Raw genomic sequence first — 14,428 nt, forward strand, 5'->3', positions numbered from 1 at the left:
CTTTATGCAACCATTTGTTTACGTCACCGCCCGCCCGCGATAGATATGCTCTATGCCGCCATTGCCCCATTCGATTAGACGCCACCCCGCAACGCCCCTAAACTTGTGACATAAATACGCAAGACGCATAAAAAAGCGTTTACTTTTTAGCTACAACCACCTGCGAAGTGTCACCATGAAATTCAAACCGTCAATCAAGCCTTATACCGGCCCAGCGGGCGGCTGGGGTTCGCTTGAAGCCACCACCCGCTTTGTCCTCGACAGTAAACAAACGCTAAAAAACATGCGCAACCTGATGCGCGTCAACAAGGCACGCGGCTTCGACTGCCCCGGTTGCGCCTGGGGCGACGACAACCACAGCACCTTCAGCTTCTGCGAAAACGGCGCCAAAGCGGTCAGTTGGGAAGCGACGCGCAGCGCGGTCGAGCCCGAATTCTTCGCCGCCCACATCGTCAGCACCCTGCAGCAGCAGAGCGATTATTTCCTCGAATATCAGGGGCGCCTCACGCATCCGATGCGTTACAACGCCGAAACCGACCACTATGAACCTATTCATTGGCCGGACGCGCTGGCGCTGATCGCCAAACACATCAACGGCATGGACAACCCGAACCAGATCGAGCTGTATACCTCGGGCCGCGCCAGCAACGAAGCGTCGTACCTTTATCAGCTGTTCGGCCGCATGCTCGGCACCAGCAATTTCCCCGACTGCTCCAATATGTGTCATGAAGCGAGCGGCGTTGGGCTGAAACAGAGCATCGGCGTCGGTAAAGGCACCATCCGCATCGACGACTTTGAAAAAGCCGACGCCATCTTCGTGTTCGGCCAAAACCCCGGCACCAACCACCCGCGCATGCTGCACAGCCTGAAAAACGCCGCCCGGCGCGGCGCGCGCATCGTCAGCTTCAACACCCTGCGCGAGCGCGGGTTGGAAAGGTTCGCCGATCCGCAGGATCCGGTGCAAATGCTGACGCCTAAGTCCTCGCCGATCAGCTCGTCCTATTACCAACCGAATCTGGGCGGCGATATGGCGGCGGTGCGCGGCATGGTGAAAGCGCTGCTGGAAACCCACCGTCAGCGTCTGGCCACCGGTGAACCCGCCCTGTTCGACCTGACGTTTATCGAACAGCACAGCGTCGGCGTGGAGGCTTACCTGGCGCAGGTGGACGCGACCGAGTGGCAGACCATTACCGCACAGTCAGGCCTGAGCGAAGCGCAACTGCGCCAGGCGGCGGCCACCTACCAGGGCGCCGAGCGGGTAATCTGCACCTGGGCGATGGGCGTGACACAGCATAAACACTCTATCGCGACGGTGCGCGAAATCACCAACCTGCAGCTGCTGTTCGGGCAACTGGGCAAGCCGGGCGCCGGTCTGTGTCCGGTGCGCGGCCACAGCAACGTCCAGGGCAACCGCACCATGGGGATCGATGAGAAGTCGCCGAAGGCGCTGCTCGACAGCCTGGAACGCCACTTTAACTTCACCGCCAATCGCGCGTTGGGCCACAACACGGTAGAAGCGATCGAGGCGATGCTGCGCGGCGAAGTGAAAGTGCTGATCGCGCTGGGCGGCAACCTGGCCGCCGCGGCGCCGGACACCGAGCGCACCGCCCGCGCCCTGCGCAACTGCGATTTGACGGTGCATATCAGCACTAAACTTAACCGCAGCCACCTGGTGACCGGCAAAGACGCGCTGATCCTGCCAACGCTGGGCCGCACCGAGTTGGATATGCAGGCCAGCGGCTCGCAGTACATCACGGTCGAAGACTCTTTCAGCATGGTTCACGCTTCGGAAGGCATCGGCAAACCGCTGGCGGATACCCAACGCTCGGAAACCGCGATCGTTTGCGGCATTGCCGACGCGGTGCTGGGCACGCAACAGCTGGACTGGCTGGAACTGGCCGACGACTACTCGCTGATCCGCGATCATATCGCCGCCACCATTCCCGGCTTCGAGGATTTCAACCGGCGCTGCGACCAGCCCGGCGGGTTCTACCTGGGCAACGCCGCCGCCGAACTGCGCTTCGCCACGCCGAGCGGCAAGGCGGAATTCAGCGCCGCCGCGCTGCCGGCGACCCTGTTCCCGCAGCTGGGCGACGAGCAAGCGCCGTTTACCCTGCAAACCCTGCGTTCGCACGATCAGTACAACACCACCATCTATGGCCTGGATGACCGTTACCGCGGCGTATACGGCCAACGCGAAGTGTTGTTCATCCATCCGGAAGATCTGGCGGCGCTGGGCCTGCAGGATGGCGAACGGGTAGAGATAGAAACCCTGTGGAACGACGGCGTGGTGCGCAAGGTGGACGGCTTCAAGCTGGTGAGTTACGACATTCCGCGTGGCAACCTGGCGGCCTACTATCCGGAAACCAACCCGCTGGTGCCGCTGGCGAGCTTCGGCGACGGCACCGGCACCCCGACGTCGAAGTCAATCCCGGTGGTAATTCGCCGCAGCGAACAGCAACCCTCGCTGCGTATTGCCTGAAAACGCGCGCCCGGTTCACGCCGGGCGCGCCAATATCTCCAGGATGGTCTGCAATTCGTCAGACAGCTGATGCCTGCGCCAGACAAAGTAGAGATCGCTCACGCCCTCCTCGCCCATTTCCACCACCTTCAGCCCCGGCGCCGGCAAGATCTGCGGCAGCAAAGAGCCAGGCACACAGGCAACGCCGCAACCGGCCTGCACGCAGGCCGCCATCGCGGCATAAGATTCCATTTCCAGCGTCATACGCGGCTTCAGCCCGCGCGAGGCGAGCCAGTGATCGACCTTCAGGCGGAACGAGCATTCGCGGCTGAAGGTGTAAAACTCCAGCGCCGCCAGGGTAGCGGCGTCGGGTTGCCCGGCGCCGGCCGGCATCAGCAGCACCAGCCGTTCGTCAAACGCCTTTTGGCTGGCCAGCAGCGGATGTTCAATCGGGCCATCGCTGATCGCCAGATCGAGATCGCTGTCGATCAGCATGCGCTCCAGCACCAATGAATCGCGGCTCAGCACGTTGATCTGCAGATGAGGCTGTAAACGGCGCAGCCGGGCGATACGCGCCGGCAAATGGCTGACCAGCGAGAAATCCAGCGCCCCGAGGTTCAGCAGCCCGTGCTGGTACTCGCCGGCGAACAGTTGCTTGCTGCGCTCCGCCTGCGCCACGATGTCGCGCGCCTGCTGGTAGAACAACCGGCCTTTGGGATTGACGTACAGCCGGTTCTTGTCGCGAAAAAACAGTTCGCCGCCCAACGACTCCTCCAGCTCGCGCAGCCGCAGCGTGACGTTGGAAGGCACGCAGTGCAGCTCGCGGGCGGCGGCGGCGATGGTTTTGTGTTCCACCACGGTACAGAAAAACTTCAGTTGGCTCAGCTTCATGTTTCATTCACTTTTAGTAAGTGTTTTAGTTAAAAACAATCACTTTAGATTAGCATCGATTTCACCTACAGTCTGCCGACACCCTGAGGAGGATCACTGATGCCACTGAATGATTTATTGACGCTGCCCGGCGTGGCGGCCCAACCCGACGCGGTAACCGACGGTTACGTATTCAACCACACCATGATCCGCGTGAAAGACCTGACCAAAGCGCTGGATTTCTACACCCGCGTGCTGGGCTTTACCCCAGTCTATCTGGAAGAGTTTAAAGAAGCCGCCTTCACCATCTGCTACCTGACGCGCAGCCCGCGCGAGCAGATCCCGCAGGATGACGACGAGCGCAAACGCTGGGCGCTGAGCCAGCCGGGCATTCTCGAACTGACCCATAACCACGGCACCGAAAATCAGGCAGATTTCCACTACCACAACGGCAACGGCGAGCCGCGCGGCTTTGGCCACCTGTGCGTCACGGTGCCGGACGTGCGCGCCGCCTGCGAGCGTTTTGAGCGCCTCGGCGTCACCTTCCAGAAACGCCTGCATGAAGGCCGTATGAACTACGTCGCGTTCATTCGCGATCCGGACGATTACTGGATTGAAATCCTGCAGCCGACGCCGCTGCAGGACTGATTGTCACCCCCCCTTCACCCCGGCCTGCGCGCCGGGGTTTTTCATCTATCGCATTTCGATTGACCGATCTTGCGCAAAAACGGGCGGCAACGCGGGGATCCGTGACGTTAGGCTTGCTCGCAGCGGGTGATTCGCGTAAAACTGTCAGCCGCAAATCTTGCCACTCACAACCCATTCACTGGACGATATGTTTCAAGATAACCCGCTGCTGGCGCAGCTAAAACAGCAACTTCACTCTCAGACCCCGCGCGTTGAAGGCGTCGTGAAAGGGACTGAGAAAGGCTTTGGCTTTCTTGAAGTAGACGGTCAAAAAAGCTACTTCATTCCGCCGCCGTACATGAAGAAAGTCATGCACGGGGATCGCATTATCGCCACCCTGCACACCGAGAAAGAACGTGAAATCGCCGAGCCGGAAACCCTGGTCGAGCCATTCCTCTCGCGCTTCGTCGGCCGCGTGCAAAAGCGCGACGATCGCCTGTCCATCGTGCCCGATCATCCGTTGCTGAAGGATGCGATTCCGTGCCGCCCGGTGCGTGAACTGGCCCACAATTTCCAGGCCGGCGACTGGGCGGTGGCGGAAATGCGCCGCCACCCGCTGAAAGGCGATCGCGGCTTCAACGCCGACCTGACCCAGTTTATCACCGACGGTGAAGACCATTTCGCCCCGTGGTGGGTGACGCTGGCGCGTCACAACCTGGAGAAAGAGGCGCCGGAGATGCAGGCCCTCAGCGAGCCGGACGCGGCGCTGGTGCGTGAAGATCTGACCGCGCTCGAATTCGTCACCATCGACAGCGCCAGCACCGAAGACATGGACGATGCGCTGTACGTGACCGACAACGGCGACGGTTCGCTGCAGCTGACCATCGCCATCGCCGATCCGACCGCCTACGTTGAACAAGGCAGCAAGCTGGATGAGATCGCCCGCGTGCGCGCCTTCACCAACTACCTGCCGGGCTTCAACATCCCGATGCTGCCGCGCGACTTGTCGGACAACCTGTGCTCGCTGCGCCCTAACGAGCGCCGCCAGGTGCTGGCCTGCCGCGTGACCATCGCCGCCGACGGCGCGCTGGGCGACGATATTCAGTTCTTCGCCGCCGAGATCGAATCCAAAGCCAAGCTGGTGTACGACGAAGTCTCCGACTGGCTGGAAGGCATTGCCGGCTGGCAGCCGCCGAGCGACGCCATAGCGCAACAGGTTACCCTGCTGAAACGCGTTTGCGACGCACGCAACGCCTGGCGCCACCAGCACGCGCTGGTGTTCAAAGATCGCCCGGACTACCGCTTCGTACTGGGTGAAAAAGGCGACGTGCTGGAGATCGTCACCGAGCAGCGCCGCAGCGCCAACCGCATCGTTGAAGAATGCATGATCGCCGCCAACGTCTGCGCCGCCATCGTGCTGCGCGATCGCCTGGGTTTTGGCGTGTACAACGTGCACACCGGTTTCGATCCTGCGCTGGTCGAGCAAGCAGTCAGCGTGCTGCAGGCCAACGGCGTGGAAGCCGAAGCCGAGAAGCTGCTGACCCTCGACGGTTTCTGCGAACTGCGCCGCCATCTGGATGCGCAGCCGACCCAGTTCCTCGACAGCCGCATCCGCCGCTTCCAGACCTTCGCCGAGATCAGCACCACGCCGGGGCCGCACTTCGGTCTGGGGCTGGAGGCTTACGCCACCTGGACATCGCCGATCCGTAAATACGGCGATATGGTCAACCATCGTCTGCTGAAGGCGATCATCAACCAGCAGCCGGCGGAAAAACCGCAGGATGACGTGACGGTGCAGCTGGCGGAACGCCGCCGCCTGAACCGCATGGCGGAACGCGACGTCGGCGACTGGCTGTACGCCCGCTTCCTGCAGGACAAGGCCGGTACCGATACCCGTTTCAACGCCGAGATCATCGACGTGACCCGCGGCGGCCTGCGCGTACGTCTGCTGGACAACGGCGCGGTTGCCTTTATCCCGGCGCCGTTTATTCACGCGGTGCGTGACGAGATGCAATGCAGCCAGGAAACCGGCACCGTGCAGATCAAAGGTGAAGTGGTTTACCGCCAGAGCGACACCTTGCAGGTCACCATCGCCGAAGTGCGCATGGAAACCCGCAGCGTGATCGCCCGCCCTGCGGCCTGACGGCCGGATAACGTGCGGTAACAAGCGTCAAGCGCCGGCGGTGAAAACCGCCGGCGTTTTTTTTGCCTCGCACCCGCTATTGCAACTTATCACCGCCGGTTTCGCGCAACAGCGGCAGCGCGGCCAGCGAGATTAGCGTCGCCAGCATCAGATAGCCGGCGGGCGCCAACAATGAACCGCTGAGCACGATCGACTGGGAAGCGATGTATTGGGCAAAGCCACCGAAAATTGCGACGCCGAGGCTATAAACCAGCGCAAACCCCAACGCACGCACTCGCTGCGGAAACAGCTCGGAAATCATCAACAACGTCGGAACAGAACCTAACGTTGTCAGCGCAACCATCAACGCCACCACGCTCAGCAACACCGCCGGATGCGGCGCCACCGTCAGCAGCCAGAAAACCGGCAACGCCAACAACAAAATGGCGATCCGCGCCCAAAGGATCAGCGGCAGGCGACCGTAGCGATCGCACCAATGCCCGACCAGCAAGCTGCCGGCGAAGGTGATGATCCCGGCCAGCAGCATCGCCGCATACCCGTAGGTCTGCGCCATCCCCAGATACTTGACCGCAAAGGTGCCCAGATAGTACATCGAGATATAGGTAGCGACGGTGGCGCCGATGGTCAACATCACGCCGAGCATCACCGCCCGGGAATGTTTGCGCAGTGGTACAGGCGCTTCATGGGTACGCTCAGCCGGCGGCCGGTCGCTTTCCAGCCCGAGACGCAGCCAGCAACCGAGCGGCGCCAGCGCCACGCCGATGAAGAAAGGAATGCGCCATCCCCAACTGGCCATGGCCTGCGGATCGCCCGTGAGCACCGGCAGCCAACCGCTGAGCCCCAACGCCGTCACGCCGCCGATCACGCTGGCGATGCCCTGCGTCGCCAGCGCCCAGCTGGAGTAGAATCCTCGCCGGCCAGGCGGCGCCGATTCCACCAGAATCGACATGGAGGCACCCACCTCGCCGCCCGCCGCCACGCCCTGGATCAGGCGCGCTGCCACCAGCGTGATCGTGCCCCAATAGCCGGCGCTGGCATAGGTCGGCGCAAAACCAATCATCGCCGTGCCCAGACTCATCAGGGATATCGTCAGAATCATCGCGGATTTTCGCCCGCAGCGATCGGCATAAGCGCCGATCAAAATGCCCCCCAACGGCCGCATGATAAAACTGACGCCGAATGTGGCGAACGCCAGCAGCAGCGCCAAATTGGGATCGCTGGAGGGAGGGAAAAACAGTACGCTGATATAAATAACGAAAAAATTGTAAATACCGAAATCGAAGAACTCTAACGCATTGCCAAAAGAGGCGGCGAATATCACCTTCTTGCCGCCGACTTTCGGTCGCGTCGTTATTTCCTGCCGGGCCGCAAGCGTATTTTCACTCATTATGACCTTCCCTGTTATTATTCTTTGAGTTTATTTTAAATAGGCTTCCACCAGCGCTCCCCAATAATGGCTGCCCGCCACCAGACATTCATCGTTAAAGTCGTATCCCGGGTTATGCACCATACAGCTTCCTTCACCGTCGCCATTACCGATCAGCAGATAACACCCCTGCGGCTGCGCCTCGAGCATGAAGGTGAAATCTTCGCTGCCCATCAGCGGCTTGGCGCCGTAGTGCGCGCGCGCGGTGCCAAACTGCTGTTCCGCCACCTGATGCGCGAAGCGCGTCATGGCCTCATCGTTGACCAATACGGGAGCGCCGTTGATGTGGTTCACGATTGCCGTGGCACCGAAGCTTTGCGCCTGCGCCTGAATCAGCGCAGGAATGCGCGTTAACAGCTCGGTTCGCCACTCGCGCCCCAGCGATCGCACGCTAAGCCGCATTTCCGCGCTGTCCGGGATCACATTGGCCGCCTCACCGGCCTTAATGCTGCCGACGGTGATCACCGCCGCCTCCAGCGGATCGGTATTACGCGAGACAATGCTTTGCAGCGCGACGACAATATGCGAGGCCACGAGCACCGGATCGACGGTCAGATGCGGCATAGCGCCGTGCCCACCGCAGCCTTGCACGGTAACGACGAATTGGTCCGTCGAAGCCATAAAGGCGCCGTGACGGAAGAAAAACTCGCCCACCGGCAGACCCGGCATGTTGTGCATGGCGAAGATGGCGTCACAGGGAAAGCGTTCGAATAACCCTTGCTCCACCATCAACGCGCCGCCGCCCAGCGTCTCTTCCGCCGGCTGAAAGATCAGGTGCAGCGTGCCGTTGAAGCGGCGGGTTTGCGCCAGGTAACGCGCAGCGCCGAGCAACATGGTGGTATGGCCATCGTGGCCGCAACCGTGCATGCGGTTGGGCACGCTGCTGCTCCAGGATTTGCCGTTGTTTTCTTCGATCGGCAGCGCATCCATATCGGCGCGCAGCCCGAGACGCTTCGCACCGGCGCCCGCTCGCAGCGTACCGACGACGCCGGTGCCCGCCAATCCGCGGTGCACCTCATACCCCCACGAACTCAGATAATCCGCCACCAAATCGCTGGTACGAAACTCCTCGAAGCCAAGCTCCGGGTGCTGGTGAATATCATGACGAATAGCCGTTAACTGCGGTAAATATCCTGCAATGACTTTATCTATCATTATTAATTCCTTTTATTGACTTTATTATTTGTGAAATAAATGAATGGCACCTCAAGCGCGAGCCAAGATATATCACGCAAAACGTTTATTGGTATCCCTCGCGTCGGCAATACAGAAAAATAATGCCAAAGGGATCGCGCAAGCGATGGGTTTAAATATTATCCGCCAGATAAAAATTAAAAATGCAGCAGGAAACGCTGCCGGGCCACATTGTGACGACAGCCTGCACCAATGGGGTTTCATCACGTTGTTTTTCCACCAAAACCCCACTTGCTTCACATTTCTCATCCGACCTGCCACGGTTCGGCGGCAAAACTTCTACTGTTAAAACGTCATTCCTAATAACAAGGTCGATTTTTACCTCTGCACGCCAAGGAGTTGTTTCATGAAAAACATCAGGTCCGGACTTATCTGGCTGCTGGTGGCGTTGGTCGGCGCTTTCGCCTTCGCCATGCTGGCGCTCAGCCGCGGCGAACACGTCAACGCCGTCTGGCTGGTGGTCGCCGCCGTCGCCTGCTACAGCATCGCCTACCGCTTCTACAGCCGGTTCATCGCCGATAAGGTTTTTGAACTGGATGACCGCCGTCTAACCCCGGCCGAACGTCACAACGACGGCCTGGACTATGTGCCCACCAACAAATGGGTGCTGTTCGGCCACCACTTCGCCGCCATCGCCGGCGCCGGGCCGCTGGTGGGGCCGATTCTGGCCGCGCAGATGGGCTTCCTGCCGGGAACCATCTGGATCCTGGTCGGCGTCATGCTGGCCGGCGCGGTGCAGGATTTCCTGGTGCTGTTTATCTCCACCCGCCGCGACGGGCGTTCGCTGGGGGAGATGGCCAAACAGGAGCTGGGGGCGTTCGCCGGGGTGATTACCATGCTCGGCGCGCTGGGGGTGATGATCATCATCCTGTCGGCGCTGGCGCTGGTGGTGGTGAAGGCGCTGGCCGACAGCCCGTGGGGGCTGTTCACCATCGCCGCCACCATCCCGATCGCGCTGTTCATGGGCGTCTACATGCGTTTTATTCGCCCGGGTAAGATCGCGGAAATCTCGGTAATCGGCTTCGTGCTGATGCTGCTGGCGATCATTTACGGCGGCAACGTGGCGCAAGATCCCTACTGGGGGCCGTTCTTCACGCTGCACGGCACCACCTTGACCTGGGTGCTGGTGATCTACGGCTTCGTCGCCTCGGTGCTGCCGGTGTGGCTACTGCTGGCGCCGCGCGACTACCTTTCGACCTTTATGAAGATCGGCGTCATCATCGGTCTGGCCATCGGCATCGTTTTCGCCATGCCGGAGATGAAAATGCCGGCGGTTTCGCGCTTTATCGACGGCAGCGGCCCGGTGTTCGCCGGCGCCCTGTTCCCGTTCCTGTTCATCACCATCGCCTGCGGCGCCATTTCCGGCTTCCACGCGCTGGTTTCCAGCGGCACCACGCCCAAACTGGTGGAGCGCGAAAGCCACATTCGCTTTATCGGTTACGGCGCCATGCTGATGGAGTCTTTCGTCGCCATCATGGCGTTGATCTGCGCCTCGGTGCTGGATCCGGGCGTTTACTTCGCCATGAACTCACCGGCGGCGCTGATCGGCACCACGGTGGAAAATGCTTCACAGGTGATTAACAGCTGGGGCTTTATCGTCACGCCGGAAACGCTGGCGCTGATCGCCAAAGAGGTGGGTGAAAATTCAATACTGTCGCGCGCCGGCGGTGCCCCGACCTTCGCCGTGGGCATGGCGCACATCATCAGCGAGGTGTTCAACAGCCGGGCGATGATGGCGTTCTGGTACCACTTCGCCATTCTGTTCGAAGCGCTGTTCATCCTGACCGCCGTCGACGCCGGCACCCGCGCCTGCCGCTTTATGGTGCAGGATCTGGTAGGCGTGGCGGTGCCGCAGTTGGCCAACAACCGCTCCTGGTTCGGCAACCTGGCGGGCACCACGGTGGCGGTGGCCGGCTGGGGCTTCTTCGTGTATCAGGGGGTGGTCGATCCGCTCGGCGGCATCAATACCCTGTGGCCGCTGTTCGGCATCGGCAACCAGATGCTGGCATCGATGGCGCTGATCCTCGGCACCGTGGTGCTGTTCAAGATGAAGAAGCAGCGTTACGCCTGGGTCACCATTCTGCCGACCGCCTGGCTGTTCGTCACCTCGATGACCGCCGGCTGGCAGAAGATCTTCCATGAGAAACCGAGCATCGGCTTCCTGGCGCAGGCGAAGAAGTTCTCCACCGGCATCGAGCAAGGCACGATCATTGCGCCGGCCAAGTCGCTGAAGGACATGGAGACCATCGTGTTCAGCAACCAGATCAACGCCGCGCTGTGCGGGTTCTTTATGCTGGTGGCTGTGACCATGCTGATCGCCGCTTTCTTCGCCATCCGCCGGGCGCTGCGTTCCGAACAACCGACGGCTCACGAAGTCAGCGCCGCGCTGCGGGAGGAAACCAGCCGTGGCTGAGTCCCGGGGTTGAGATAGACGGCCGGCCCCTTGAGCAATGCGCTGCTCGAGGGGTTAGGTCGTTACCGCGCCGGTGGGCAATTTTGCGTTTACGGCGGCATCCGCCTCCGCCTCACCGATCAACGGACTGCTGCAGCTGTTTTATTTCTTGCCTGCCTAGGCTATTCATCAAACGCTATTTATTAAATCTCAGCGATAACAACGCTGCCTTCGCCACGTCATCATACTGCTTCTCCAAATCTTTGGTCATATTGAACGACACCTGCACTACTTTTTCGTTAGCTGAGGTCATCAATAACATGTTGAGAATCTCAGTATCCATAGCCTGAGAACGGAAGGTAATCAGCCACGCTTTATGCCCGTCCACCATCACGGCCTCCGCCTGTGGGCTGTAGTTAGTCATCATTTTCAGCATAGTCTCTTTCATCATATCAAGCTTGGCAGCGGGCATGGCACTACGCCCGGCAGTAATACCTAAAGAGGCTTTACCACGCTCATCGCCATAAATAACCATTGGACGATTTTCGGAAGGATATTTAAATTTTGCCATATCTTCCGGCATAGGCATAAAAGTCTGCGGGATTTCGATGCTCAGTTTCAGAGATGGAAAATCTGTACGTTCCATTTTCATTTCTGAATGCGCGGAAATTGCCACCATCATAGAGAAAGAGGCCACCAAAATTTTATGAAAAATAGTCATTATCACCTCGTAATTAATTTTCAACCACGGCAGTGCACACGAGAGGGTAAGTTATTTTGAGGAACTGGCTTTGTGATAGTCCAGACCCCTGTTGGCACCCACTCATACTGTTTTGATACTGGATTTAGAATCTTGTCCATTGGTACTTTAATAACATTACCCACGGCATAACCTGCTGAAGCACCAGCCTTACTCAGCAGCGCCACCATAAATGGATCATCACCGCTGATTTCAGCCTGGTAATAACCGCCTGCCGCATTCCAGGCCATTGTCGGGTTATAACCTTTACCAGCAGTAATGGCACCAATAACACCGGAGCCAATTACATCAGATAGTTTCACTTCGCCAGTTGTGCCATATTGAATACCAGCCCCCAATCCGGCACCCACACCGACAGCAATCAACTGCTCTTTGGTATTATTAACCGCATTGGTGATGATCGCTTTTCCGCCCATTATGGCCACCGGCCACGATGTCGGGTCCATGACAACAGACATCATCCGATCACCCGTGGTGATATTCTCCTCTAGGAATTTCAAATCCGTTCCGTCAAGGTAATTCACCAGCGCTGCCGCGCTCGGGTCTCTCAGCTTTTCATCCAGCCGGTTCTGCTCCTTCTCCTTGTTGAATATCGGGCTGATGCTGCCGTCGTTGGCATGTTCGGTATCCCGGTTTAGCTGCGCCACATCCTGCTGCTGTTTGTCGGTGTCACGGACTATCAGCGTTCCCTCACTGACCCCGGCTTTTGTCGTGCCCTCGGCGTGCCCGCTGTTGTTGGCGCCCGACAGCATGCCGCCGGCCGTTACACATAAAAGCGACTACCCCAGCCAAGGACTGGCAACTACTTATGGATGGTAAGGTTGGTAATCTTCGAATTCCCAAGCAAAAACACGAGAGAGTTTCTGAGCAATCTCCATCCAGTCACTCCCCTCACACTGGTCAATATAATCCGTGATGGTTTTGGTGATCTCATCAAGATCGTACTTTCGAACCAGCAGAGTATGGCGTATCAGCTCAGGCACCCAGCGATGCTTACAAAGCCATTCGGGAGTGCAAATTAACACTTGATAATCATTCCCTCCGACCTCATTTTCAGGACCGATACATAAGTTGATCCATAACCCAAAACAATCGACCTCATCAGGTTGATAAGTTTCTGGAGTGAATTCTGCTGAGTAAACACCTAAAGATTTAAGCTCACCTTTCATTGAGTTATCACCATGTGCGCATTACCTATTTTTTGACCGTCTTTTAATGTTTCAAAGTTAGCTTGAACACCTGTTGGGCTTAGTTCTTGTGGTGTATTCGGCTTAGAGGCGGGATAACGATAAACACGAGTGCCGTCGGCACTTATTAAGCCTTTTCCATCACTGAGTGGCCTAGCTCCATCGCCCACCCAAATTTTACCCAAGCGATCGGCTTCTTCTTTGCTGCCTGAGCCAATACCGTAGTTAAGCTTTCCATTGTCACCTTTAACTGCCGCTGCCAACCGAGGATCTTGCTTGGCAATATTATTCAGGTTTTGCTGTTTTAACTCTTCTTTCAATTTTGGGTAAGTGGCAGCATTATGTGCTGATATTTCACTACTAGCTTTATTTAGCTGCTTAGACGCTTCAGCAACATCCCCCTTCTTCAGCGCCGCCTCTGCCGCCTTGATCGCCTTACCGGCCGCATCACCAGCACCTGGGATAATCCCTATCGCCGCAACCAGATAATCCAGCGCACTCTGCGCTTCCGCAAAGCTCTTGATATCACTAATGATAGGCACGAAGTCTAAACCAAAGCCCGCTGCGCCTTTCAGCAGTTCGTCACTGTTGGCCTGCATCTTCGCTGAACACGCTTCTGCACTTATCCCTGCACAGTTTTTCTTCTTATACTCTTCTACTGCCGCTTTTAAGCTATCCTGCGCTTTCTGGTATTTCTCTTCCTGTGATACGCCCGAGACTTTATTCTCGATGATGTCACTCAGCGCATTATTCTCCACCGCCGTCTTCCCTGCCTGCCCGCCGGTCACCGCTCCCGCAGTATCGCCCGTCGCCAGCCCGCCTGCAAGCCCTGCGGCCAACTGGCTCAGTGCGCTGACCTGTTGTTTCTCGCTTTCGCTCAGCTGCTGCGTCGTTTTGCCCGGGAACAGCTGGCCGGCAATGTAGCGCGCCGCCAGTTCCCCGCTGCCCGCGCCCAGCCCCCCTGCGGTAGCTGACTGATTGTTCAGCTGCGCCGTCACCGCACCCAGCACTGCATGCGCCATCGCGTTGGCGGCGATGTTGTCTTCACCGACCCGTTTCTTGATTTCCGTCGCCAGGTACGGCGAAGTACCGCTCGCCAGTGCGCCCGCCAGGTTATTGCCCGCCAGCGCCGTCAGCGCCGTCAGCGCCCCCGTTACCGCCTGCGCCGCCTTCTGCAGATCGCTCCGGTGCCGTATTGCCGCATCGCGTTGTCGTACGCCCGCTGCAACATGTCCGCCTCGCGGAACGGTTTGCCGCCCTGCTCAAGCTGCTCCCTGGCCTGCGCCAGCGCCGCCGGGTCTTTCTGCACCTTCAGCCCGGCGATATCGCCCAGTTGTAACGCCGAGAAGTGGAGATTTTTAGGGCTTA

Annotated in this window: 12 protein-coding genes and 1 pseudogene; 5 read left to right on the forward strand and 8 right to left on the reverse strand. The window is 58.8% G+C overall.

The genetic code is table 11. The features are described from left to right. Nucleotides 1-175 precede the first annotated feature (175 nt). Complete coding sequence (locus AC6BYQ_RS01745) at nt 176-2,482, forward strand: FdhF/YdeP family oxidoreductase (protein ID WP_498056198.1); 2,307 nt, start codon at nt 176-178, stop codon at nt 2,480-2,482. Between the two features lie 15 nt (nt 2,483-2,497). On the opposite strand, the gene AC6BYQ_RS01750 is transcribed toward AC6BYQ_RS01745, so the two are convergent. Next, the gene (locus AC6BYQ_RS01750; protein ID WP_019452680.1) at nt 2,498-3,352 is read right to left on the reverse strand and encodes a LysR family transcriptional regulator; all 855 of its coding nucleotides are present in this window, start codon (nt 3,350-3,352) and stop codon (nt 2,498-2,500) included. A 99-nt stretch (nt 3,353-3,451) separates the two neighbouring features. On the opposite strand from AC6BYQ_RS01750, the gene gloA reads away from it, so the two are divergent. Both gloA and AC6BYQ_RS01760 read left to right on the forward strand, forming a co-directional pair. Continuing rightward, nucleotides 3,452-3,979 carry a lactoylglutathione lyase gene (gene gloA / locus AC6BYQ_RS01755; protein WP_019452681.1) on the forward strand — a complete coding sequence of 176 codons (528 nt, stop codon included), beginning with the start codon at nt 3,452-3,454 and terminating at the stop codon, nt 3,977-3,979. A gap of 187 nt (nt 3,980-4,166) precedes the next feature. After that, a complete protein-coding gene (locus AC6BYQ_RS01760; protein WP_498056199.1) occupies nt 4,167-6,101 on the forward strand; it encodes an exoribonuclease II in 1,935 nt (644 codons plus the stop codon). A 76-nt stretch (nt 6,102-6,177) separates the two neighbouring features. On the opposite strand, the gene AC6BYQ_RS01765 is transcribed toward AC6BYQ_RS01760, so the two are convergent. Together AC6BYQ_RS01765 and AC6BYQ_RS01770 are read right to left on the reverse strand one after the other, a co-directional pair. Further along, nucleotides 6,178-7,488: an MFS transporter gene (locus AC6BYQ_RS01765; protein WP_498056200.1), complete on the reverse strand. Its 1,311-nt coding sequence runs from the start codon at nt 7,486-7,488 to the stop codon at nt 6,178-6,180. A gap of 30 nt (nt 7,489-7,518) precedes the next feature. Continuing rightward, nucleotides 7,519-8,682: a M20 aminoacylase family protein gene (locus AC6BYQ_RS01770; RefSeq protein WP_498056201.1), complete on the reverse strand. Its 1,164-nt coding sequence runs from the start codon at nt 8,680-8,682 to the stop codon at nt 7,519-7,521. A 43-nt stretch (nt 8,683-8,725) separates the two neighbouring features. Between AC6BYQ_RS01770 and AC6BYQ_RS01775 the strand changes: the two genes are divergently transcribed. Together AC6BYQ_RS01775 and AC6BYQ_RS01780 are read left to right on the forward strand one after the other, a co-directional pair. Further along, the gene (locus AC6BYQ_RS01775) at nt 8,726-9,010 is read left to right on the forward strand and encodes a hypothetical protein (RefSeq protein ID WP_498056202.1); all 285 of its coding nucleotides are present in this window, start codon (nt 8,726-8,728) and stop codon (nt 9,008-9,010) included. A gap of 57 nt (nt 9,011-9,067) precedes the next feature. Continuing rightward, a complete protein-coding gene (locus tag AC6BYQ_RS01780; protein ID WP_211130243.1) occupies nt 9,068-11,134 on the forward strand; it encodes a carbon starvation CstA family protein in 2,067 nt (688 codons plus the stop codon). Nucleotides 11,135-11,309: 175 nt separating this feature from the next. Here the strand turns inward: AC6BYQ_RS01780 and AC6BYQ_RS01785 are convergent, their stop codons facing one another. From AC6BYQ_RS01785 to AC6BYQ_RS01805, 5 genes and pseudogenes are all read right to left on the reverse strand, one after another. After that, complete coding sequence (locus AC6BYQ_RS01785) at nt 11,310-11,834, reverse strand: hypothetical protein (RefSeq protein ID WP_498056203.1); 525 nt, start codon at nt 11,832-11,834, stop codon at nt 11,310-11,312. Nucleotides 11,835-12,427: 593 nt separating this feature from the next. Then, a pseudogene (locus AC6BYQ_RS01790) lies at nt 12,428-12,631 on the reverse strand (VENN motif pre-toxin domain-containing protein); the annotation flags it as partial. A gap of 48 nt (nt 12,632-12,679) precedes the next feature. Further along, a complete protein-coding gene (locus AC6BYQ_RS01795; protein ID WP_498056204.1) occupies nt 12,680-13,042 on the reverse strand; it encodes an immunity 8 family protein in 363 nt (120 codons plus the stop codon). Continuing rightward, nucleotides 13,039-14,070 carry a VENN motif pre-toxin domain-containing protein gene (locus AC6BYQ_RS01800; RefSeq protein ID WP_498056205.1) on the reverse strand — a complete coding sequence of 344 codons (1,032 nt, stop codon included), beginning with the start codon at nt 14,068-14,070 and terminating at the stop codon, nt 13,039-13,041. Before AC6BYQ_RS01800 ends, AC6BYQ_RS01795 begins: the two co-directional genes overlap by 4 nt. Before the next feature lie 143 nt (nt 14,071-14,213). Beyond that, nucleotides 14,214-14,369 (reverse strand): hypothetical protein, encoded by a 156-nt coding sequence (locus tag AC6BYQ_RS01805; protein ID WP_498056206.1) that lies wholly within the window; start codon nt 14,367-14,369, stop codon nt 14,214-14,216. Between the last annotated feature and the right edge of the window lie 59 nt (nt 14,370-14,428).

The organism is Serratia sp. LTN-2, assembly GCF_059740205.1.